This is a genomic window from Vibrio palustris, assembly GCF_024346995.1.
Lineage (GTDB): Bacteria > Pseudomonadota > Gammaproteobacteria > Enterobacterales > Vibrionaceae > Vibrio > Vibrio palustris.
In genome coordinates, this window is sequence record NZ_AP024887.1 from 232,671 (window position 1) to 256,104 (window position 23,434).

Annotated in this window: 19 protein-coding genes and 4 tRNA genes; 19 read left to right on the top strand and 4 right to left on the bottom strand. The window is 44.2% G+C overall.

Annotated elements, in window-relative coordinates; genetic code table 11:
- Positions 1–75: 75 nt before the first annotated feature.
- Positions 76–510, bottom strand: a complete 435-nt coding sequence (locus OCU30_RS01060; RefSeq protein ID WP_077315805.1) for a GNAT family N-acetyltransferase — start codon at positions 508–510, stop codon at positions 76–78.
- Between the two features lie 65 nt (positions 511–575).
- Here OCU30_RS01060 and murB point away from each other — a divergent pair, with 65 nt between their 5' ends.
- Together murB and birA are read left to right on the top strand one after the other, a co-directional pair.
- The gene (gene murB, locus OCU30_RS01065; RefSeq protein WP_077315785.1) at positions 576–1,631 is read left to right on the top strand and encodes a UDP-N-acetylmuramate dehydrogenase; all 1,056 of its coding nucleotides are present in this window, start codon (positions 576–578) and stop codon (positions 1,629–1,631) included.
- Entirely contained in the window at positions 1,618–2,580 is a 963-nt protein-coding gene (gene birA / locus OCU30_RS01070) for a bifunctional biotin--[acetyl-CoA-carboxylase] ligase/biotin operon repressor BirA (protein WP_077315786.1), read from the top strand. Before murB ends, birA begins: the two co-directional genes overlap by 14 nt.
- Before the next feature lie 58 nt (positions 2,581–2,638).
- Here birA and coaA read toward each other — a convergent pair whose 3' ends face one another.
- Positions 2,639–3,562, bottom strand: coding sequence for a type I pantothenate kinase (gene coaA, locus OCU30_RS01075; protein WP_077315787.1), 924 nt, complete (start codon positions 3,560–3,562; stop codon positions 2,639–2,641).
- Positions 3,563–3,768: 206 nt separating this feature from the next.
- Here coaA and OCU30_RS01080 point away from each other — a divergent pair.
- From OCU30_RS01080 to rpoC, 13 genes are all read left to right on the top strand, one after another.
- Positions 3,769–3,844 (top strand) — tRNA-Thr (locus OCU30_RS01080).
- A 36-nt stretch (positions 3,845–3,880) separates the two neighbouring features.
- Positions 3,881–3,965, top strand: a tRNA-Tyr gene (locus OCU30_RS01085).
- 37 nt (positions 3,966–4,002) lie between these two features.
- A tRNA-Gly gene (locus OCU30_RS01090) sits at positions 4,003–4,077 on the top strand.
- A 13-nt stretch (positions 4,078–4,090) separates the two neighbouring features.
- Positions 4,091–4,166: transfer RNA gene (locus OCU30_RS01095), tRNA-Thr, on the top strand.
- A gap of 107 nt (positions 4,167–4,273) precedes the next feature.
- Positions 4,274–5,458 (top strand): elongation factor Tu, encoded by a 1,185-nt coding sequence (gene tuf, locus OCU30_RS01100; RefSeq protein ID WP_077315602.1) that lies wholly within the window; start codon positions 4,274–4,276, stop codon positions 5,456–5,458.
- A 230-nt stretch (positions 5,459–5,688) separates the two neighbouring features.
- Positions 5,689–6,069: a preprotein translocase subunit SecE gene (gene secE / locus OCU30_RS01105; protein ID WP_077315788.1), complete on the top strand. Its 381-nt coding sequence runs from the start codon at positions 5,689–5,691 to the stop codon at positions 6,067–6,069.
- Between the two features lie 17 nt (positions 6,070–6,086).
- Positions 6,087–6,635, top strand: a complete 549-nt coding sequence (gene nusG, locus OCU30_RS01110) for a transcription termination/antitermination protein NusG (RefSeq protein WP_077315789.1) — start codon at positions 6,087–6,089, stop codon at positions 6,633–6,635.
- Positions 6,636–6,766: 131 nt separating this feature from the next.
- The gene (gene rplK / locus OCU30_RS01115; protein ID WP_077315790.1) at positions 6,767–7,195 is read left to right on the top strand and encodes a 50S ribosomal protein L11; all 429 of its coding nucleotides are present in this window, start codon (positions 6,767–6,769) and stop codon (positions 7,193–7,195) included.
- 5 nt (positions 7,196–7,200) lie between these two features.
- Positions 7,201–7,902, top strand: a complete 702-nt coding sequence (gene rplA / locus OCU30_RS01120) for a 50S ribosomal protein L1 (RefSeq protein ID WP_077315791.1) — start codon at positions 7,201–7,203, stop codon at positions 7,900–7,902.
- Positions 7,903–8,161: 259 nt separating this feature from the next.
- Positions 8,162–8,653 carry a 50S ribosomal protein L10 gene (gene rplJ, locus OCU30_RS01125; protein ID WP_077315792.1) on the top strand — a complete coding sequence of 164 codons (492 nt, stop codon included), beginning with the start codon at positions 8,162–8,164 and terminating at the stop codon, positions 8,651–8,653.
- A 63-nt stretch (positions 8,654–8,716) separates the two neighbouring features.
- Entirely contained in the window at positions 8,717–9,085 is a 369-nt protein-coding gene (gene rplL / locus OCU30_RS01130) for a 50S ribosomal protein L7/L12 (protein ID WP_077315793.1), read from the top strand.
- A gap of 243 nt (positions 9,086–9,328) precedes the next feature.
- Positions 9,329–13,357 carry a DNA-directed RNA polymerase subunit beta gene (gene rpoB / locus OCU30_RS01135; RefSeq protein ID WP_077315794.1) on the top strand — a complete coding sequence of 1,343 codons (4,029 nt, stop codon included), beginning with the start codon at positions 9,329–9,331 and terminating at the stop codon, positions 13,355–13,357.
- A gap of 98 nt (positions 13,358–13,455) precedes the next feature.
- Positions 13,456–17,658 carry a DNA-directed RNA polymerase subunit beta' gene (gene rpoC / locus OCU30_RS01140; protein ID WP_077315795.1) on the top strand — a complete coding sequence of 1,401 codons (4,203 nt, stop codon included), beginning with the start codon at positions 13,456–13,458 and terminating at the stop codon, positions 17,656–17,658.
- Between the two features lie 105 nt (positions 17,659–17,763).
- Here rpoC and OCU30_RS01145 read toward each other — a convergent pair whose 3' ends face one another.
- Positions 17,764–18,252 (bottom strand): Rsd/AlgQ family anti-sigma factor, encoded by a 489-nt coding sequence (locus tag OCU30_RS01145; RefSeq protein ID WP_077315796.1) that lies wholly within the window; start codon positions 18,250–18,252, stop codon positions 17,764–17,766.
- 155 nt (positions 18,253–18,407) lie between these two features.
- Here OCU30_RS01145 and nudC point away from each other — a divergent pair, with 155 nt between their 5' ends.
- The 4 genes from nudC (at position 18,408) to OCU30_RS01165 (ending at position 22,167) form a co-directional block, all read left to right on the top strand.
- Positions 18,408–19,184, top strand: coding sequence for an NAD(+) diphosphatase (gene nudC / locus OCU30_RS01150; RefSeq protein ID WP_077315797.1), 777 nt, complete (start codon positions 18,408–18,410; stop codon positions 19,182–19,184).
- A 159-nt stretch (positions 19,185–19,343) separates the two neighbouring features.
- Positions 19,344–20,420, top strand: a complete 1,077-nt coding sequence (hemE, locus tag OCU30_RS01155) for a uroporphyrinogen decarboxylase (protein WP_077315798.1) — start codon at positions 19,344–19,346, stop codon at positions 20,418–20,420.
- A 62-nt stretch (positions 20,421–20,482) separates the two neighbouring features.
- Positions 20,483–21,133, top strand: coding sequence for a TetR/AcrR family transcriptional regulator (locus OCU30_RS01160; protein WP_077315799.1), 651 nt, complete (start codon positions 20,483–20,485; stop codon positions 21,131–21,133).
- Positions 21,134–21,207: 74 nt separating this feature from the next.
- Positions 21,208–22,167, top strand: a complete 960-nt coding sequence (locus OCU30_RS01165; RefSeq protein ID WP_077315800.1) for an acetyltransferase — start codon at positions 21,208–21,210, stop codon at positions 22,165–22,167.
- Positions 22,168–22,186: 19 nt separating this feature from the next.
- On the opposite strand, the gene OCU30_RS01170 is transcribed toward OCU30_RS01165, so the two are convergent.
- A complete protein-coding gene (locus tag OCU30_RS01170) occupies positions 22,187–23,347 on the bottom strand; it encodes a murein hydrolase activator EnvC family protein (RefSeq protein WP_077315806.1) in 1,161 nt (386 codons plus the stop codon).
- Between the last annotated feature and the right edge of the window lie 87 nt (positions 23,348–23,434).

Here is a 23,434-nt window from a genome sequence, read left to right on the forward strand (position 1 = left end):
ACCTTATATGTGCAAAATTGCGGATCTAGTATTCTACCAAATCCATCCAACTTATGGCTAGAAAAGCCCATTAATCTATGCATTATTGCGGAAGTAGCGCATAGGAATAAGCGATTTACCATGTTCAGTGTAACGCAAATAGAGCGTTTTGAGTTCTGCTGGGAGTTCTTGAGTTGCGATACTGTGAAATCCATACCGTTCATAAAACGGAGTGAGATGTTGATAAGCAAAACAGTAATCAGTATTGCCGAGTACGGTGTTTTGGCAATACTTCAGCATTTGCGACCCCACTCCTTGGTAGCGCTTGTCTTCGGCAACAGCCATACCGGTGAGTAATCGATAGTTTGCCACATGTCGAAAACGTACGACAGCGACCATATAATGTGTTTCATAGGCTGTGATGATTAGGTCATCACTTTTTGGTTTAGTTCCCGGATAATGTTGTTTATAAAAACGTTTTATTAACGGAATCTTGATAGGGGGCAGTGTTTCAAAATGTAGAGTAGACATTTGCTTCTGTTCTAGGCTCATATCTGTTGTAGAATGCCTTAAGTTTAATTGATTATAAGAATGCCATGCAATTTCATCTCAATACATCGCTAAAGACTTATCATACCTTTGGAATCGATCAGGTATGTCAACGCCTTACTATTATTGAATCTGTTGAGGATCTTATCTCGGTGTATCGTGATCCCCAATGGAAAAGCGTCCCTAAATTTATCTTAGGTAGAGGCAGTAATGTGCTATTTACTACTTCTTATGCGGGCATGTTATTAGTTAACCGTATCCAAGGTCTTACGCATACACAAGATGAGCATCATCACTATCTGCATGTTTCTGCCGGCGAAGATTGGCCTGAGTTGGTGGAATGGTCTGTAGGCCATGGTATTGCGGGTTTAGAAAATCTGGCTTTGATTCCAGGGTGCATGGGTTCAGCTCCTATCCAAAATATAGGGGCCTATGGCGTTGAGTTAAAAGATGTCTGTGATTACGTCGATTACTTGTGTTTATCAACATTGACTATCAAACGATTACCCCAGAGTGAATGTCAATTTGGGTATCGTGATTCGATTTTTAAACACGAACTATATGGCAAAGCTATTATCGTTGCGGTGGGCTTAACGTTGGCCAAAGCATGGCAACCAAAAACAGAGTATGGCCCATTGCAGGCATTGGGCCAACAAGCGAGCGCCCAACAAATATTTGATACCGTTTGCAAGGTCCGTCGCGAGAAGTTACCTAATCCAAGTGTGCAAGGGAACGCCGGAAGCTTCTTTAAAAATCCCGTCGTTGACCACGATCACTTCACACAACTACAAACGACTCATCCTGATATTGTGGGTTATCCCGTGGCTGGCGGTGTTAAGCTCGCTGCCGGTTGGCTCATTGATAAAGCAGGTTTAAAAGGCGTTGTGGTTGGTGGTGCACAGGTGCATCCTAAACAAGCGTTGGTCATTATTAACCAACAAGGTAAAGCGACGGCTCACGATGTCATACAGCTTGCCACTAAGGTTCGGGAAGTGGTTGAGCTAAAATATGGTGTAACTTTACAACCGGAAGTGCGTTTTATGGGGTCAGAGCAAGAAACCAGTTTAGATAAAGTAATAGAGACGAATCATGAAAAATCATAGTACTAAGCTAACTGTATTAAAGGTGTTATCCGATGGAGCGTTCCATTCAGGAGAAGCTCTGGGCACACGAATTGGTATATCTAGAGCCGCGGTAAGTAAGCATATTCAGGGTATTCAGCAATGGGGGCTGGATATCTATCGTGTGCAGGGTAAAGGTTATCAATTAGCGCAGCCACTCAATATGCTTGATGCTGACTATCTCCAAAATCAGGTGTCGAACCCCGTTGAATTGTTTCCTGTGATTGATTCTACTAATCAGTACATGCTCGATAGAATCAGCACACTAAGCTCTGGTGCGGTATGTCTTGCTGAACACCAAGAGCAAGGTCGAGGAAGACGTGGCCGTAAGTGGGTATCCTCATTTGGTACTAACTTATACCTGTCTATGTATTGGCGCTTAGAGGCCGGAGTAGCAGCCGCGATGGGGTTAAGCTTAATCGTCGGCGTTGCGATTGTCGAAGCAATCGAGCAGTTAGGTATTGAAGGCGTAAAGCTAAAATGGCCAAATGATGTGTACTATCAAGATAAAAAGCTTGCGGGTATTTTAGTGGAAATGTCAGGTCAAACAGGTGGGGCTGCCAATCTCGTCATTGGGATGGGCATGAACTTATCAATGCGTGACCGAGATAATGAAATAGATCAACCATTCACGACATTAAGCGAGGTGATCGGCAACGATCATTTTGATCGTAACCAACTGGCTGTAGCCTTTATTCAAGCTTGGGATCGTGCTTTACATCATTACGAGCAAGTTGGTATGCAAGATTTTGTTGAACGCTGGAATCGCACCGATAATTTTATTAACCGGCCAGTAAAATTAATCATGGGTCAGAAGATTGTAACGGGGATTGCAAGGGGCATAGATGACCATGGTGGCATACGGATTGAAACCGAGCACGGAATGGAAACCTACATCGGTGGTGAGATCTCTCTACGTAGTAATGAATGATGCGGAGAGTAAAAAGAAGGCAAGCTGTCTTTTTACTCTCTGATAACCACCCGATGTTTTATTTCCGTAGCAGAATTTCTTTCACTGTGTGGTTATCGCTTTTACGTAAAATAAGATGGGCACGATACTTAGTTGGTAGAATGTTTTGTTCAAGATTTTTACCGTTGATCGTTGACCAGATGGTTCGTGCTTTATCTTCCGCTGCGGCAGTGGACAGTTCTTTATAATGACTGAAATAAGAACCTGGCTTTTTGAATGCGCCATAGCGAAATTTCATGAAACGTTCGACGTACCAATTTTCGATAAGCTCACTATCGGCATCCACGTAAATTGAGAAATCAAGAAAATCGGAAATAAACACTGTATGTGGAGCGTGAGGGTAATCCATGCCACTTTGTAATACATTAAGCCCCTCAATGATGAGCACATCAGGTCTGTGTACCACTTTTTGCTCTTCAGTGATGTCATAGGTGATGTGTGAGTAAACAGGAGCAACCACGTGTGGCTCGCCGGCTTTTACATCAGAGACAAACTGTACTAAGCGTTTGATGTCATAAGATTCAGGAAACCCTTTCTTATGCATAATGTTTTTTTGTTTGAGAACATTGTTAGGATATAGGAAGCCATCGGTAGTAATTAATTCCACCTTGGGATGGTTACCCCAACGAGCGAGCAGGGCACGCAGTAATCGAGCTGTCGTACTTTTTCCTACCGCGACACTTCCCGCAATACCTATTATAAATGGTGGGGCTTGTTCTTTATTATCTAAAAATTCTTCAAGAACTGAATTGCGACTCTGCCTAGCAGCCACATATAAGTTCAATAATCGAGCAAGAGGAAGATAGATCTCTGCCACTTCCTTCATGGTCAATTCTTCGTTAATGCCTTGTAGCTCTTTTAGATCGTTTTCAGATAATGTCATCGGAACGGCATTACGTAGGTTAGCCCACGTTGTACGATCAAAAGATAAATATGGACTCATATTTCTCTCGACAATTCAGCTAATGAGAAAAGGGAACATACAACAAGGACGAAAGAATGCAAATCAGATTCTTAAACATATTTCATATTCGTGTAAGGACTGGTGAAAAAAACGTCGAAAAAATAAAATTTTCCCGATAATTGTGGGTTTTTTTGAAATAAGGGTTGCAAGGCCTAATAGGATTCAATAGAATTCGCCCCACTTATGCCGACTTAGCTCAGTAGGTAGAGCAACTGACTTGTAATCAGTAGGTCACCAGTTCGATTCCGGTAGTCGGCACCATTTCTTCCAAGTAGTAGAAATGGCTATAAAAATTTTGGAGGAGTTCCCGAGTGGCCAAAGGGAGCAGACTGTAAATCTGCCGGCTCCGCCTTCGATGGTTCGAATCCGTCCTCCTCCACCATATTTATTAGGAAATAGCAGTAAAAGAGTTACGTGTTGCGGGCATCGTATAATGGCTATTACCTCAGCCTTCCAAGCTGATGATGCGGGTTCGATTCCCGCTGCCCGCTCCAACCAATTTCGTGTGCTGATATAGCTCAGTCGGTAGAGCGCATCCTTGGTAAGGATGAGGTCGGCAGTTCGATTCTGCCTATCAGCACCAGCTCTAAGCAAGCTATTTCCTTTTAATATATACTTATCTACCGATAAATATTGGTTGCGTGGTCATCACTCAAGAGCCACCTACATCCGTACCTAGAGGGACAATTCATGTCTAAAGAAAAATTTGAACGTACGAAACCGCACGTAAACGTTGGTACTATCGGCCACGTTGACCACGGTAAAACAACGCTAACAGCTGCTATCTGTACTGTACTGTCTAAAACTTACGGCGGTTCAGCACGTGACTTCGCGTCAATCGATAACGCTCCAGAAGAGCGCGATCGCGGTATCACAATCGCAACTTCACACGTAGAGTACGACACTCCAACTCGTCACTACGCACACGTTGACTGTCCAGGACACGCGGATTATGTGAAAAACATGATCACAGGTGCTGCACAGATGGACGGTGGTATCCTTGTAGTTGCTGCGACAGATGGCCCAATGCCACAAACTCGTGAGCACATCCTACTAGGCCGTCAGGTTGGTATTCCTTACATCATCGTATTCATGAACAAATGTGACATGGTTGATGATGAAGAGCTACTAGAACTAGTAGAAATGGAAGTTCGTGAACTTCTATCAGAATACGACTTCCCAGGCGATGACCTACCAGTAATTCAAGGTTCTGCACTAGGTGCATTGAACCAAGAACCACAGTGGGAAGAGAAGATTGTAGAACTAGCACAAGCGCTAGACGACTACATTCCAGAGCCACAACGTGCAGTAGACCAACCATTCCTAATGCCGATTGAAGACGTATTCTCAATCCAAGGTCGTGGTACAGTAGTAACAGGTCGTGTAGAGCGTGGTATCCTAAAAGTAGGTGCAGAAGTACAAATCGTTGGTATGAAAGATACAACAACAACGACTTGTACAGGTGTTGAAATGTTCCGTAAACTGCTTGACGAAGGTCGTGCAGGTGAGAACGTTGGTGCACTACTACGTGGTACAAAACGTGATGACGTAGAACGTGGTCAAGTACTAGCAGCGCCAGGTTCAATCACTCCGCATACTAAGTTCGAATCAGAAGTATACGTATTGTCAAAAGATGAAGGTGGTCGTCACACACCATTCTTCAAAGGCTACCGTCCACAGTTCTACTTCCGTACAACTGACGTAACTGGTGATATCCAGTTGCCAGAAGGCGTAGAAATGGTAATGCCAGGCGATAACGTTAAAATGACTGTAGAGCTAATCGCACCAATCGCAATGGACGAAGGTCTACGTTTTGCGATTCGTGAAGGCGGCCGTACAGTAGGTGCTGGTGTTGTTGCTAAAATTGAAGCTTAATTTGCTTTAATAATTGACGATACACTAGCAAAAAGGGCATCATTTGATGCCCTTTTTAAGTGCTGTTGCTTTATTTGCTTGTATTTTAATCGATTGCAAGCAGGATGCTGAGTGTTGAGAGCATTTCTTAACCCAAAGTGTTATATTCAGCACCCAGTATGTAAAAAGGATTCGCCCTGCAGCAGCGGGGTTATAGTCGTTTAAAGTAAAGACTTGTGACAGGTTGGTTTATGAAAGCAAAAAATGCTGAAACTCCTGATAGCTCAAGTGCAGCAGAGATAATTAAGTGGCTTATCGCTTTTGCTCTGCTAGCTGCCGCTGTTGTGGGTAATCACGTATACGATGATATGTCTGTTGTCATCCGTGCTGCGGGCGTTATCGTGTTAATAGCAGGTGCACTTGGTGTGACGGCGTTAACTACTAAAGGTAAGGCTGCGATTGATTTTGCACGTGAGTCTCGCATGGAAATTCGTAAAGTTGTTTGGCCTACTCGTCAAGAAGCGACACAAACAACACTTATCGTTCTCGCGGTATGTGTGGTCATGGCGCTAATCTTGTGGGGTATAGATGGAATTATGGTCCGTCTCGTTGCCTTTGCGACTGGAATTTAATTAGAGAGGGTAAATAGATGAGTGAAGCTCCAAAAAAACGTTGGTATGTCGTTCAAGCCTTCTCGGGATTTGAAGGTCGTGTCGCACAATCACTACGTGAATATATAAAAATGCACAGTATGGAAGATCACTTCGGTGAAGTGCTCGTCCCTACTGAAGAAGTCGTAGAGATGCGTGCTGGCCAGCGCCGCAAGAGTGAGCGCAAATTCTTCCCAGGCTACGTTCTAGTACAAATGGTCATGAATGATGAATCATGGCACCTTGTACGCAGCGTACCTCGTGTAATGGGCTTTATTGGCGGTACTTCAGATCGTCCTGCACCTATCACAGATAAAGAAGCAGATGCGATTCTGAATCGTTTAGAGAAAGCAAGTGAAGCTCCACGTCCTAAGACAATGTTTGAGGCGGGAGAAGTCGTTCGTGTTAACGATGGTCCATTTGCAGACTTTAATGGTACGGTTGAAGAAGTCGACTACGAGAAAAGTCGCCTGAAAGTGTCAGTGTCGATCTTTGGTCGCGCAACACCTGTAGAACTAGAATTTGGTCAAGTTGAAAAACTTGATTAAAAAAACAGCTTTTTACCTTGTGAAATGTGTGAAATCTGATTATAATTTCGCGCCTTTTATTAGGTCTTTGTTGAAAAAAGTACGGGGAGCTGATGAAGTTCAGCGTTAGAACCCATTAATTAGGAAATATCATGGCTAAGAAAGTTGAAGCTTATATCAAGCTGCAAGTTGCAGCTGGTATGGCGAACCCAAGTCCACCGGTTGGTCCTGCTCTAGGTCAACGTGGTGTGAACATCATGGAATTCTGTAAAGCGTTTAACGCAAAAACTGAATCTGTGGAAAAAGGTCTACCTACTCCAGTAGTTATCACTGTTTACAGCGATCGTTCTTTCACGTTCATCACTAAGACTCCACCGGCTGCCGTTCTTCTTAAGAAAGCAGCAGGCGTTAAGTCTGGTTCAGGTCGTCCGAACTCTGAGAAAGTGGGTACAATCACTGACGCTCAAATCCAAGAAATCGCAGAAACAAAAGCTGCTGATATGACTGGTTCTGATATCGAAGCTACAAAACGCTCAATTGCGGGCACTGCTCGTTCTATGGGCTTAGTGATTGAGGGTTAAGAACAATGGCAAAACTTACTAAACGCATGCGTACTATCCGCGAAAAAGTGGAAGTAACTAAAGACTACGAATTCAACGAAGCCGTTGCTCTTCTTAAAGAACTAGCAACAGCGAAGTTTGTAGAATCTGTTGACGTTGCTGTTAACCTAGGCATCGATGCACGTAAATCTGACCAAAACGTACGTGGCGCAACTGTGCTACCACACGGTACTGGTCGTGACATTCGTGTTGCTGTGTTCACTCAAGGTGCAAACGCTGAAGCTGCGAAAGAAGCTGGCGCTGACCTAGTGGGTATGGAAGATCTTGCTGAACAAGTTAAGAAAGGCGAAATGAACTTCGACGTTGTTGTTGCTTCTCCAGATGCAATGCGCGTTGTAGGCCAGCTTGGTACTATCCTAGGTCCACGTGGCCTGATGCCAAACCCTAAAGTTGGTACTGTAACTCCTAACGTTGCTGAAGCGGTTAAGAACGCTAAAGCAGGTCAGGTTCGTTACCGTAACGACAAGAATGGCATCGTTCATACCACGATTGGTAAAGTGTCTTTCGGCGAAGAACAACTTAAAGAGAACTTAGAAGCTCTTATCGTTGCTCTTAAGAAAGCGAAGCCATCATCAGCTAAAGGTGTTTACATTAAGAAAGTAAGCATTTCTACTACGATGGGTGCTGGTGTTTCAGTTGAACAGGGTAGCCTTACAACTGTCGCATAATGCATTTGCTTAGGCGCAAAATTCGTGTATAATTTTGCGCCTAATATTTGTGGTTGGGGCTGTTCAGTTTTCGAACTGTAAACAGTCTCCGTCCAAGACCGTAGGCGTCATTTTATAATGACTTAATCGCTCCTACGTAGATGGTGCCCGAACTGACGAAAGCTCTATTTTATATCTTTCTTCTGGGAATGCACCGTATTTGCTCTCTCTATCATATTGGTGGAGAGTGGTGTAACGACAACCAGGAGTTAATCCAAACATGGCTTTAAATCTTCAAGACAAAAAAGCAATTGTTGCTGAAGTCAACGAAGCGGCCAGTGGTGCACTTTCTGCAGTTGTTGCTGACTCTCGTGGTGTACAAGTTGCTGCGATGACATCTCTACGTAAACAAGCTCGTGAAGAGGGTGTTTACCTTAAAGTTGTCCGTAACACACTTGCTCGTCGCGCTGTAGAAGGCACAGACTACGAATGTCTAACAGACCAATTCGTAGGTCCAACTTTGATCGCGTTCTCTAACGAACACCCAGGTGCTGCTGCACGTCTTTTTAAAGACTTTGCTAAAACAAACCCTGAATTTGAGATCAAAGCTGCTGCATTTGAAGGCACAGTTACTGACCCAGACGTACTTGCGAAACTACCAACTTACGACGAAGCAATCGCACGCTTGATGATGTGCATGAAAGAAGCTTCTGCTGGCAAATTGGTACGTACTTTCGCTGCTATTCGCGATCAAAAAGAAGAAGCTGCTTAATAATTAAGCTTGCTTTTTTACGATTGCAAAATAAACTTATTGTTGACTTAAAAGAGAATTGTTATGTCTATTACTAACGAACAAATCCTAGACGCAGTTGCAGAAATGTCTGTAATGCAAGTTGTTGAACTAATCGAAGCAATGGAAGAGAAATTCGGCGTTTCTGCTGCTGCTGCTGTTGTAGCTGGCGGTGCAGAAGGTGGCGAAGCTGCTGCTGAACAAACTGAATTCGACGTAGTTCTAACTGCTGCTGGCGGTAACAAAGTATCTGTAATCAAAGCTGTTCGCGGTGCGACTGGCCTAGGTCTTAAAGAAGCTAAAGCTCTAGTTGACGGCGCTCCAGCGTCAGTTAAAGAAGCTGTTTCTAAAGACGAAGCAGAAACATTGAAAGCACAACTTGAAGAAGCTGGTGCGTCTGTTGAAGTTAAGTAATTTCTTAATTTCATAGCCGTAAGGCTATTGGCTGGTGGTTAATTAACCACCGGCCTTTTTGCGCTGTAGGGTATTGGTGAGTTTTCCTGCTGTTTAGATACCGATATCCATGCAAAACACGATCTATTCCTTCGAAATAAGTCGTTACTACAATAAACAGCCAATAGTTACTGTCCCAACCCTTTGCGATAATATTGTTTAGGCGGACAGTTTGGGTCACTTATCAGCGAGCTGAGGAACCCCATGGTTTACTCTTATACCGAGAAAAAGCGCATCCGTAAGGACTTTGGTACGCGTCCACAAGTATTGGACGTCCCATACCTGCTATCGATCCAGCTCGATTCTTTCGAAAAGTTCATCGAACAGGATCCTGAAGGACAATACGGTCTTGAAGCCGCTTTTCGTTCTGTATTTTCAATTCAGAGCTATAACGGCAATTCAGAGCTGCAATACGTTAGCTACCGTCTTGGTGAGCCAGTATTTGACGTTAAAGAATGTCAAATCCGCGGCGTAACTTACTCAAAACCATTACGCGTTAAACTGCGCTTAGTGATTTTTGATAAAGACGCGCCAGCAGGTACTGTCAAAGATATTAAAGAACAAGAAGTCTACATGGGTGAAATTCCACTCATGACTGAAAATGGTACCTTCGTAATCAATGGTACTGAGAGGGTTATCGTATCCCAGCTGCACCGAAGCCCCGGCGTGTTCTTCGACAGCGATAAGGGTAAGACCCACTCATCAGGTAAAGTTCTTTATAACGCACGTGTAATTCCTTACCGTGGTTCATGGTTGGATTTCGAATTCGACCCTAAAGACAACCTGTACGTACGTATTGACCGCCGTCGTAAGCTGCCTGCATCAATCATCTTACGCGCTCTTGGTAAGTCTACTGAAGAGATTTTGGGCCTATTCTTCGAGAAAATTAATTTCGAAGTGAAAGACCAAACGCTTTACATGGAACTTGTACCAGAACGTCTACGTGGTGAAACTGCTTCTTTTGACATCGAATCCGATGGCAAAGTTTATGTTGAGCAAGGTCGCCGTGTTACAGCACGTCACATCCGTCAATTAGAAAAAGATGGCGTTCAGTTCATTGATGTACCAGTTGAGTACATTGTGGGCAAAGTGTCTTCTAGAGATTACATTGACGAAGCAACGGGTGAAGTTATCGTTGCAGCGAACCAAGAGTTAACGCTTGAGTCGCTAGCTAATCTGTCACAAGCAGGTTACAAAAAACTTGAAGTTCTCTTTACGAACGATTTAGATCACGGTCCATTCATGTCTGACACATTACGTGTCGACAGCACAACAGACCGTATCTCGGCGCTGGTAGAAATCTACCGTATGATGCGTCCTGGCGAGCCGCCAACAAAAGAAGCGGCTGAAGCCTTATTCGAAAGTCTGTTCTTCTCTGAAGAGCGTTACGACTTATCGATCGTCGGTCGTATGAAGTTTAACAGCTCTATCGGTCGTGAAGACGCTGGTGAGCAAGGCACTCTTGACGAAACAGATATCGTCGAAGTGATGAAGAAACTCATTTCTATCCGTAACGGCATCGGTGAGGTGGACGATATCGACCACCTAGGTAACCGTCGTATCCGTAGCGTGGGCGAAATGGCAGAAAACCAATTCCGTGTTGGTCTAGTACGTGTTGAACGCGCTGTGAAAGAACGTCTAAGCTTGGGCGATCTTGATAACGTGATGCCACAAGACTTGATTAACGCGAAGCCGATTTCTGCAGCAGTTAAAGAATTCTTTGGCTCTTCACAGCTGTCTCAGTTTATGGACCAAAACAACCCACTATCAGAAGTGACGCACAAACGTCGTATTTCTGCTTTGGGTCCAGGTGGTCTAACTCGTGAGCGTGCTGGTTTTGAAGTTCGAGATGTACACGTAACGCACTATGGTCGTTTGTGTCCGATCGAAACGCCGGAAGGTCCAAACATCGGTTTGATCAACTCACTTTCAGCCTTTGCACGTTGTAATGAATATGGTTTCTTAGAAACACCATATCGTCGTGTTATTGATGGTGTAGTAACTGAAGAGATTGACTACTTGTCAGCGATTCAGGAAGGTCAATTTGTTATCGCTCAGGCGAACGCACACTTGACCGAAGATCTGACTTTCGCTGATGAGCTTATCACTGCTCGTCAACGTGGTGAATCGGGTCTTCACCCGCGCGAACATGTTAACTACATGGACGTTGCAACGAACCAAGTTGTATCGGTAGCGGCATCTTTGATTCCGTTCCTAGAGCACGATGATGCTAACCGTGCCTTGATGGGTGCGAACATGCAGCGTCAGGCCGTACCGACAGTTGTGGCTGATAAGCCACTAGTAGGTACTGGTATTGAGCGTAACGTAGCCGTTGACTCAGGTGTCACTGTGGTTGCTGCACGTGGTGGTGTTATCCAGTCTGTGGATGCGTCACGTATCGTGGTTAAAGTAAATGAAGAAGAACTGATTCCAGGCGAAGCAGGTATCGACATTTACAGCTTGATTAAATACACACGTTCAAACCAGAACACCTGTATTAACCAGCGCCCATGTGTTATGCCAAATGAGCCAATTTCACGTGGCGATGTACTGGCCGATGGTCCTTCTACCGATTTAGGTGAACTTGCGCTTGGTCAAAACATGCGTATCGCGTTCATGCCTTGGAACGGTTACAACTTTGAGGATTCTATTTTAGTTTCTGAAAATGTTGTTAAAGAAGATCGCTTTACTACGATCCATATTCAAGAGTTATCTTGTGTGGCACGTGATACTAAGCTAGGTGCAGAGGAAGTGACAGCTGACATTCCAAACGTGGGTGAAGCGGCACTGTCTAAACTGGACGAGTCAGGTATCGTATACATCGGTGCAGAAGTTAAGGGTGGTGACATCCTAGTGGGTAAAGTGACGCCTAAAGGCGAAACACAGCTCACTCCAGAAGAGAAGCTTTTGCGAGCCATCTTTGGTGAAAAAGCTTCAGATGTGAAAGACACGTCACAACGTGTTCCTAACTCAGTATCTGGTACGGTTATTGATGTACAAGTCTTTACTCGCGATGGCGTAGAGAAAGACAAGCGTGCACTTGAAATCGAACAGATGCAGCTTAAAGAAGCGAAAAAAGACCTAACAGAAGAGTTCCAAATTCTTGAAGGCGGTCTATTAGCTCGAGTTCGTACCTTGCTAATCAATAGCGGTATGAGCGAAGAGAAAGTAGCAAGCATCGAACCGAAGAAATTGCTAGAGCAAACTTTTGAAGACGATGAGCTACAATCTCAGCTTGAACAGCTAGCTGAACAGTTTGATGAGTTACGTGCTGAATTTGATAAGAAATTTGAAGTTAAGCGTCGTAAGATCACTCAAGGTGATGATCTTGCTCCTGGTGTACTGAAAATCGTTAAAGTTTACTTGGCTGTGAAGCGTCGCATTCAGCCGGGTGATAAGATGGCCGGTCGTCACGGTAACAAAGGTGTTATTTCTAAGATTAACCCAATCGAAGATATGCCTTACGATGAAAGCGGAACGCCAGTTGATATCGTGTTGAACCCATTGGGTGTACCATCACGTATGAACATCGGTCAGATTCTTGAAGTTCACTTAGGTGCTGCAGCGAAAGGCATTGGTGACAAGATCAACCGTATGGTGAAAGAGCAGCAAGAGCTAGGGAAACTACGTGATTTCCTACAGCAAGTTTACAACTTAGGCGAGACTCGCCAGAAAGTAGACATTGCAAGCTTGTCGGATGATGAAGTGCGTACATTGGTGAAAAACCTACGTGGTGGTTTACCGATCGCAACACCTGTCTTCGATGGTGCTTCTGAGCCAAACATCAAAGAACTATTGAAACTGGCTGATTTACCAGAATCAGGTCAGATGACATTGTTCGATGGTCGTACTGGTGATGCCTTTGAGCGTCCTGTTACTGTCGGTTACATGTACATGCTGAAACTGAACCACTTGGTTGACGATAAGATGCACGCTCGTTCAACTGGTTCATACAGCTTGGTGACTCAGCAACCACTTGGTGGTAAAGCTCAGTTCGGTGGCCAGCGTTTCGGTGAGATGGAAGTATGGGCACTTGAAGCATACGGTGCAGCTTACACTCTACAAGAAATGTTGACGGTGAAATCCGATGACGTGAATGGTCGTACTAAGATGTATAAAAATCTTGTTGACGGTAACCATTCTATGGAACCTGGCATGCCAGAATCGTTCAACGTATTGTTGAAAGAGATTCGCTCGCTAGGTATCAACATCGAGCTAGAAGACGAAGAGTAAACTGTTTGGTTGCCTCATTGAGGCGACCTTATTGGTTTTCGGTTGGAAGGTGCTTACTCTAGGGTAAGCTCCTTTTTAACTCCTTACAGGAGCTGATTGTGAAAGACTTATTAAACTTTCTAAAAGCACAGCATAAGACTGAAGAATTTGACGCGATCAAAATCGGTCTTTCTTCACCAGACATGATTCGTTCATGGTCTTTTGGTGAAGTGAAAAAACCTGAAACGATCAACTATCGTACGTTCAAACCTGAACGTGATGGTCTTTTCTGTGCGCGTATTTTTGGTCCAGTTAAAGACTACGAATGTCTTTGTGGAAAATATAAGCGCCTGAAACACCGTGGTGTGATCTGTGAGAAGTGTGGCGTTGAAGTTACACAGACTAAAGTTCGTCGTGAACGTATGGGTCACATCGAACTAGCATCTCCTGTTGCTCACATCTGGTTCCTTAAATCACTACCATCTCGTATCGGTCTATTAATGGATATGCCGCTACGTGACATCGAACGTGTTCTTTACTTCGAAATGTATGTAGTGACTGAGCCTGGCATGACTGACCTAGAAAAAGGTCAAATGCTAACGGAAGAAGAATACCTAGATCGCCTAGAAGAGTGGGGCGATGAGTTTGCTGCTAAGATGGGTGCGGAAGCAGTTAAAGATCTGCTACGTGCGATGGATTTGGCTCAAGAAGCTGAACTTATGCGTGAAGAGTTACAAACAACGAACTCAGAAACTAAGCGTAAGAAAATCACAAAACGTCTTAAATTGGTAGAAGCATTTGTTTCTTCTGGCAACAACCCGGAATGGATGATCTTAACTGTTCTTCCTGTTCTTCCGCCAGATCTTCGTCCGCTAGTACCTCTAGATGGCGGTCGTTTTGCAACGTCTGATTTGAACGATTTATATCGTCGTGTGATCAACCGTAACAACCGTTTGAAACGTTTACTAGAGCTAGCTGCTCCAGACATCATCGTACGTAACGAAAAGCGTATGTTGCAAGAGTCTGTTGATGCGCTACTCGACAACGGTCGTCGTGGTCGTGCGATTACAGGTTCTAACAAGCGTCCTCTGAAATCTCTTGCTGATATGATCAAGGGTAAACAAGGTCGTTTCCGTCAGAACTTGCTTGGTAAACGTGTAGACTATTCAGGTCGTTCAGTTATTACTGTTGGTCCTTACTTACGTCTGCACCAGTGTGGTCTTCCTAAGAAGATGGCACTTGAGCTATTTAAGCCATTTATCTACAGCAAACTTGAAGGCCGTGGTCTAGCGACAACGATCAAAGCTGCGAAGAAAATGGTTGAGCGCGAAGAAGCCGTTGTTTGGGATATCTTGGATGATGTTATCCGTGAACACCCAGTGATGCTAAACCGTGCACCAACACTTCACCGTCTAGGTATCCAGGCATTTGAGCCGGTACTGATTGAAGGTAAAGCGATGCAGCTACACCCATTGGTGTGTGCGGCATATAACGCCGACTTCGATGGTGACCAAATGGCGGTACACGTACCGTTAACGTTGGAAGCTCAGTTAGAAGCTCGTACCTTGATGATGTCGACAAACAACATTCTGTCGCCAGCGTCAGGTGATCCGATCATCGTACCTTCTCAGGACGTTGTATTGGGTCTTTACTACATGACTCGCTCAAAAATTAACGACAAAGGCGAAGGTATGTACTTGGCCGGCCCAGAAGAGGCTGAAAAAGCATACCGTACTAAGTCTGCGACGTTGCATGCACGAGTGAAAGTACGTATTACTGAAACTGTCATTGATGATGACGGTAACAGCACAACAGAAACCAAAATGGTCGATACGACTGTTGGTCGTGCAATGTTGTGGCAAATCGTACCAAAAGGTCTGCCTTACGAGATCATCAACCAGAAGTTAGGTAAAAAGCAAATTTCTACCTTGCTGAACTCGGCTTATCGTAAGCTAGGTCTAAAAGATACGGTTATTTTTGCTGACCAAATCATGTACACAGGTTTTGCTTACGCAGCACTTTCTGGCGTATCTGTTGGTATCGACGATATGGTTGTACCAGATGCGAAATACACTGAAATTGCAGCAGCGGAAGAAGAAGTTCGTGAAATTCAAGAACAGTTCCAATCTGGTCTTGTAACTGCGGGTGAGCGCTACAACAAAGTTATCGATATTTGGGCATCAACCAATGATCGTGTTGCGAAAGCGATGATGACGAATCTATCGACTGAAATGGTAATTAACCGTGACGGTGACGAAGAAGAGCAAGAATCGTTTAACAGCATCTACATGATGGCCGACTCAGGTGCACGTGGTTCTGCAGCACAGATTCGTCAGCTGGCAGGTATGCGTGGTCTGATGGCACGTCCAGATGGCTCGATCATCGAAACGCCGATCACTGCGAACTTTAAAGAAGGTCTAAACGTACTTCAGTACTTTATCTCAACGCACGGTGCTCGTAAGGGTCTTGCGGATACAGCATTGAAGACAGCGAACTCAGGTTACTTGACTCGTCGTCTTGTTGACGTAGCTCAGGATGTTGTGATTACACAAACTGACTGTGGTACACCTGAAGGCGTTATCATGACTCCTCATATCGAGGGTGGTGATGTTAAAGTTGCGCTATCTGAGCTTGTGCTTGGTCGTGTTGTTGCTGAAGACGTTCTGATTCCTGGTACTGAAACTGTATTGCTGCCACGTAACACGCTTCTTGATGAGAAACTGTGTGAATTGTTGGACGAAAACTCAATTGACTGGGTGAAAGTACGTTCTGTTGTAACATGTGACGCTGACTTCGGTTGTTGTGCACTATGTTACGGTCGTGACTTGGCTCGTGGTCACTTGGTTAACCAAGGTGAATCTGTCGGTGTTATCGCTGCGCAGTCTATCGGTGAACCGGGTACACAGCTTACCATGCGTACGTTCCACATCGGTGGTGCGGCATCAACGGCCGCAGCAGAAAACAGCATCAAAGCGAAGAACAACGGTTCTATCAAGCTGCATAATGCTAAGTACGTAATCAACAAAGATAAGAAACTTGTTATCACATCTCGTGCTTCTGAGTTGACTATCATTGATGAATTCGGCCGTACCAAAGAGAAGCACAAGCTTCCTTATGGTTCTCAGCTTAGTAAAGGTGAAAATGAAGCAGTGGCTGTTGGCGACCTAGTTGCAAACTGGGAAGCACACACATTGCCTATCATCACTGAAGTAGCGGGTCGTATCCAATATGTTGATATGATTGATGGTGTTACGGTTGCTCGTCAAACGGATGAACTGACTGGTCTTTCTTCAAGCGAAGTAACAGAGCCAGCCGCGCGTCCTTCAGCAGGTAAAGATATGCGTCCAGCTATCAAACTTGTTGATGAGCAAGGTAAAGATGTAATGATTCCTGGTACGGATATGCCAGCTCAATACTTCCTACCTGGTAAAGCGATCGTTAATATTGAAGATGGCGCGGAAGTAAGCGTGGGTGATACGTTATCTCGTATTCCTCAGAAATCTGGCGGAAACAAAGATATCACCGGTGGTCTTCCACGAGTGGCTGACTTGTTCGAAGCCCGTAAGCCGAAAGAACCTGCGATTCTTGCTGAACATACTGGTACAGTATCATTTGGTAAAGAAACGAAAGGCAAGCGTCGTCTTGTTATCACTCGCGATGGTGGTGATGCGTACGAAGAGATGATCCCTAAACATCGTCAGTTGAACGTGTTCGAAGGTGAGCGTGTTGAACGTGGTGATGTTATTGCTGATGGTCCAGAGACTCCACATGATATTCTACGTCTACGTGGAATCCATGCGGTAACTCAGTACATCACTAACGAAGTGCAAGAAGTTTACCGTTTGCAAGGCGTTAAGATTAACGATAAGCACATCGAAACGATCGTTCGTCAGATGTTGCGTAAGTGTACCATCACGCATGCTGGTGACTCTGAGTTCCTAGCAGGTGAACAGGTTGAATTCTCACAAGTTAAGATTTCTAACCGTAAACTAGAAGACGAAGGCAAAGAGCCTGCACGTTTCGAGCGTGAGCTTCTAGGTATTACGAAGGCTTCTCTAGCGACTGAGTCATTTATCTCTGCTGCATCGTTCCAAGAAACAACTCGCGTACTAACAGAAGCCGCGGTTTCTGGTAAACGTGATGAGTTACGTGGTCTGAAAGAAAACGTTATTGTAGGTCGTCTAATTCCTGCAGGTACGGGTTTCGCATACCACCAAGAACGTCAAGCACGACGTGAAGCACAAAAAGAAGGACCATCTGTTGAACAAGCAACAGATAACCTTGCTGCTCTACTGAATGCTGGCTTCTCTTCGGATGAGTAACTAAGCGTCATAAAAAAAGGCACCTTCGGGTGCCTTTTTTATGCCTGTTATATAGTGAAAGCTGAGGTTGTGATGAGTATTACGTTAGATCACTATATCAATATCTTAAGCACCAGGAGGGTAGGCGAGGCTGTCAGCAATAAGCTGTATTAAATAATCTTCCGTATAAAACCGATTTTCTAGAACTTCACCTATCTTGGAAAGATCGTTATCAAGCTCTTCTAAATCATCATCATCAGTGACATCTGCGTAGCGATCGGTAAAATCAAGTAATGGGTTATTGCTATCAGATATTTGGTGGTAAGTATTGTTAATCTCAGTTGTCGCTTGAAATCCTGTTGCGTGCCATTTGTCCATGACCATGTCATAGATTTTGAAATGACCTTCTGATATATAATCAACCAAATCTTGGCAAAACACTTGAAGTTCCGCGGGAGTCGGCAGTTTGGCAATAGGACCTTTAGCTGCATTTGGCTCAATAGTGACAAGCTTGCAGTAAGCAACAACGAGCTCTTGCCTCTTAGCCAGCCAATGATCAATCACTGTGCTAGAGCCGCCCCATTGTTCTTGTGTTTTTTTCAATTGTTTCAGCATAACTTCGCCCTCAATGGCTCATTATTACAATAATGATTGTGCTAGCTATTGGTATTAAACCACCCTGTCAGAGAAATAAGACATAAACTGGTGAATACCTAGACAATTTAAGGTTGCCAGTAAACAACACTTACTGCAAGTGATGAGGTATGCATATGTTAGAAAAAAGTGATGAACAGAACGCTTATTGGTGTATCGTTTCTGGTTCCGACGTCTGGAGTTTTGACGGAGGTATTCCTTTTGGTACTGCCGACGATTTTTCTATCCCTGTTTTGGATAGTATTCAAATTGGAACTTATCAAAATTCGCCCGTATTTTGGGTGAGTGCCAGCTCGTTAGATTGGTCTCCTGAGTGTGTGTCATTACGGACTTTTTTAACGATGGATACTGAGTTGTTTCATATAATCAGCAAAGCAGTACAGTATGGCCATATGGTCGAAAGTCAGCGATTTTGCTCCGCCTGTGGTGGTAGAAACCATTTTAATCACAGCCAATATGCCATGCAGTGCCAAGACTGCCGTATGATGCATTATCCACGTATCAATAGCTGCATTATCGTTGCGGTACGTAATGGAGATAAAATTCTACTCGCTCAGCACCCTCGCCATAAAACCGGTATGTACACGGTCATTGCCGGGTTTGTCGAAGTAGGTGAAACACTCGAAGAATGTGTCACTCGCGAAATTTATGAAGAGACGGGCATAAAAGTAAGCAATATACGCTATCAAGCCAGTCAGCCTTGGGCTTTCCCTTCTAATATTATGACAGGCTTTCTTGCCGACTATGCAAGTGGAGAGATTAAGCCTGATTACAGTGAGCTGAGTGATGCAAAGTGGTTTGGTGTGGATGAGCTACCTGACTTAGCCCCAGTAGGTACTATTGCGCGTACCCTGATTGAACAAACCTTGACCGCGATTCGTAATGGTGTGTGATAGTATCGCGTATCGCGTATCGCGTATCGCGTATCGCGTATCGCATAACGCAAAGCAACGGCATGGATCGCACTTAGTATGGGCGTGACAGTCATTGCCAATAAACCATGGTAGAATAGGGGTTTACCCTAGCCGATATAGAAAAAAGTGGAAGACGGAATGACAGAAATAAAGAACGATCGTTATTTACGCGCACTGCTCAAACAGCCAGTGGATTATACCCCAGTGTGGATGATGCGTCAGGCAGGTCGTTATCTTCCTGAGTACCGTGAAGTGCGAGCGCAAGCTGGCGACTTTATGTCATTGTGCCGTGATGCAGATTTAGCTTCTGAAGTGACATTGCAGCCTTTGCGTCGTTTTCCTCTGGATGCGGCAATCTTGTTCTCCGATATTCTCACTATCCCAGATGCGATGGGATTAGGGCTACACTTTGTGGCTGGAGAAGGGCCGAAATTTGCCTTGCCAATTCAACGTAAGGCAGATGTATTAAATCTCCCAACCCCTGATCCAGAAGGTGAACTACAATATGTAATGAATGCGGTGCGCCAAATCCGTAAAGATTTGCAAGGTGAAGTCCCGTTAATTGGTTTTTCTGGTAGCCCTTGGACACTTGCAACTTATATGATTGAAGGCGGTCCATCTAAAGCATTCACTAAGATTAAGAAGATGATGTACGCAGAGCCGGCAACGCTGCATTTACTTCTAGACAAGTTAGCCGATAGTGTTATCGATTACCTTAATGCGCAAATCAAAGCAGGTGCCCAATCTGTTATGGTATTTGATACTTGGGGTGGGGTATTAACGCCAAAAGATTATCAAGACTTCTCATTGCAGTACATGCATAAAATAGTCGATGGTTTGATTCGTGAAAATGAAGGTCGCCGCGTGCCAGTGACTCTATTTACGAAAAATGGTGGCATGTGGCTTGAGAAAATCGTAGCAACGGGGTGTGATGCGGTTGGTTTAGACTGGACTATTAATATTTCTGATGCGAAAGCTCGTGTCGGTGATAAGGTGACATTACAAGGAAATATGGATCCTTCAATCCTCTATGCAAGTCCTGAGCGTATTCGTCAAGAAGTCGGCTCGATTCTAGACGATTACGGACACGATGATACTGGACATGTCTTTAACCTTGGTCATGGTATTCATCTTGATGTTCCGCCAGACAACGCTGGGGTTTTTGTGGACGCGGTTCATGAGTTATCTAAACCTTATCATAAATCAAGCGTATAGTTAGACGCGGGTGCTCAAATTGGGCACCTGCGCGTTTCGTCCGGAAAGGTATTTGTCAGCGTATGAAAACAAAACAAAAAATCATTTTGGCCGCGTTAGAACTGTTTAATGAGCATGGTGAGCGCAATATAACGACAAACCATATTGCTGCACATCTAGGCATTAGCCCAGGTAATTTGTATTACCATTACCGTAATAAGCAAGAAATTATTCATGCGATTTTCTCTGTATATTCTGACGAATTGATTGATCGTTTTACTCCCTTGCAAGGCCAACATGAAAGCCTCACGCTGCTAAAGCATTATCTTAATTCTATTTTCACTTTGATGTGGAAGTATCGTTTTTTCTATGCCAATTTGCCCGAAATTCTGCAACGTGACGATAAACTACATACAGACTACATTGCCGTACAAGATCGATTACAAGCGAATTTGATCAAGATTGTGCGAGCGTTTGTTGAGTTAAAGTTACTCGATATTAGTGAAGAGGATATGCCGACGATATCGACGACGCTTCATTTAGTCGCATCAACATGGCTATCGTATCAATCTGCGATGTCGTTACAAACCCGCATTACTGAGCAAGTGATCCATAAAGGGATGTTGCAAATGATTTCGATTGTTAAGCCCGTTGCCACACCAATAGGGTTGGAGCAATTAGAACTATTAGAAGAAGGGGTTCAAGCTATGCACATAGAGGGCAATGATATATAACTTTTCGTGCTTGGCCGCTAGGCGCAAAGGCTGATAATTTAGCCCTGTTATGATTTTTAGAGTGTTGAAAAGTTATGCATTATGATGTGTTTAATGGCGATGCGGATGGCATCATTGCTCTATTACAGCTGCGCTTAGAGCAACCACTCGATTCAGTATTGCGTACCGGTGTTAAAAGAGACATTCAGTTATTGACCGACTTGCCCGTTAAACAGGGCGATACGTTGACGGTATTGGATGTCTCTATGGCGAAAAATAGTCAGGGACTACGCTCAGTACTGGAGCAAGGGGCAGAGGTATTCTATGTGGATCACCATTTACCTGGGCCTATCCCTCAACACCCGTGTTTGACGAGTCATATTAATACAGACGCAACAATGTGTACGGCTCTGATCGTCGATGAATTACTTAAGCAGCGTTATCACCAGTGGGCGATTGCTGCTGCTTATGGCGATAACTTGCACCGAGTGGCGACAGAAAAAGCCAAGCTTGCACATCTGAGTGAGACGCAGCGAAGCAGGTTAGAGCAGTTAGGTACGCTGATTAATTATAATAGCTACGGACGCACGGTAGCAGATTTACATTACTCTCCTAGCCAGCTATTTGAGCAGTTACTCGCGTATCAAACCACTGAAGCTGTCATAAACGATCGTGCCTCACCTTATCATTATCTCCAAGAGCAACATGAAAATGATATGGCTTTTGCCAGTCAGCAGTCGCTGGTGGAGTACTCTGCGTTGCAAATGGTGATATTACCGAATCAATCTGCGTCATTTCGAATCAGTGGTGCGTTAGGGAATGACCTTTCTAATCAAGCGCCGCAAAAAGCGACTCTAATTTTAACACCACTTGATGAGCACTCTGAGCAGTTTATGGTGTCATTACGTGCACCTTTACATAACCGTCGGGGCGCAGGCGATATCTGTAGTCAGTTTACTACCGGTGGGGGGCGTGAAGGTGCTGGTGGCATTAATCAGCTAGGTAAAGAGCAGATTGATGCGCTAATTCAAGCGGTATCCGATTTTTATCGATAGGATACCGCTCTTTTGCGTGCTAACGTTTGAGCCAATTTAACGGGTTTTCAGCTTTACTGTTACGACGGACTTCGAAGTATAGTGATGCGCGTTGCTGACCGCCTGTATCTCCAGCTAAAGCGATCGTTTCACCGGCAGTTACACGGTCGCCTTCTTTTTTCGTTAACGATTGGTTAAAGCCATAGAGCGTCATATATCCTTTCCCGTGATCAATTAAGACCATGAGGCCATAACCACGTAAGTAATCTGAAAAAACGATCGTGCCGGAATCAACCGCTTTTATTTTGTCGCCATAATTGGCGCTAATCACAATGCCTTTCCAATTAATTTGTCCGCTTTGGTGTTCGCCAAAATGATGCAATACTTTACCTTTCACTGGCCATTGTAGGTGTCTAGATAGCCCATCCATTGCGACGCTCGCCGCGGCTTGGCGTGCTGCTTTTGCTTTTTCAGCTTTTGCTATTTCAGCTTTCAGTCTATTTTCATTTTGTTGTAACTCGGCGAGATAGGCTTTATCTCCTGAGATACTTTTCTTAATTCTATTAAGGGTTTTGCGACGCTCACTTTGACTTTTATCGAGCTCATGATATTTCTGCGTTTGCTGCTTTAAAAGTGCGGCAATATTTGCACGTTCTTTCTGCAGTTGTCCCTCACTTCTATCTAGCTCTTCATGCGTGTTTTCTAGGGTATGGATGGCTTTTGCTCTCGCCTTTGCTAAGTGTTGGTAATATTGACTGATACGATCTTCTTCCATGCCTGAACTGAGAATATGTTCAGTAGAGAAAGAGCGCTCGGTAACATAATAGGTTTTTAATAAAGTTTTGAGTTGCGTTGTTTGTTGTTTACGACGCTGCTCTAGGTGCTCTATTTTTTTACGCAACGTCGCTATTTTTTTATTGGTTTTCGCCTGTTTAGTCTTGGTGTTATTGATTTGCTTCTTTTGCGCCGCAATGCTCAATTCTTGTTGTTTTAAATCGTTTTGTAGGGCATCAAGTTTTTTGCGTTGGCGAGATAATGATTGCTCTTGGCGATGAATTTCGCTTTTTACCCCTTTAAGCTCTTGTTGGGACGCCGCCATACTGGTGTTGGGAATCATAACGATGACTCCCCCTGCTATAAGGGCAGTATTACGTATGAGAGTCGAGGAGGTGCATTTCAATAACTGGGTGAGCAACTTCATTAACATTATTCGGTAAGCTTTTGATGACATCATTAGTGACCAGTATACTCAAAGCATACGGTGAGGCGAGTCTGCTGTGCAAAAAGT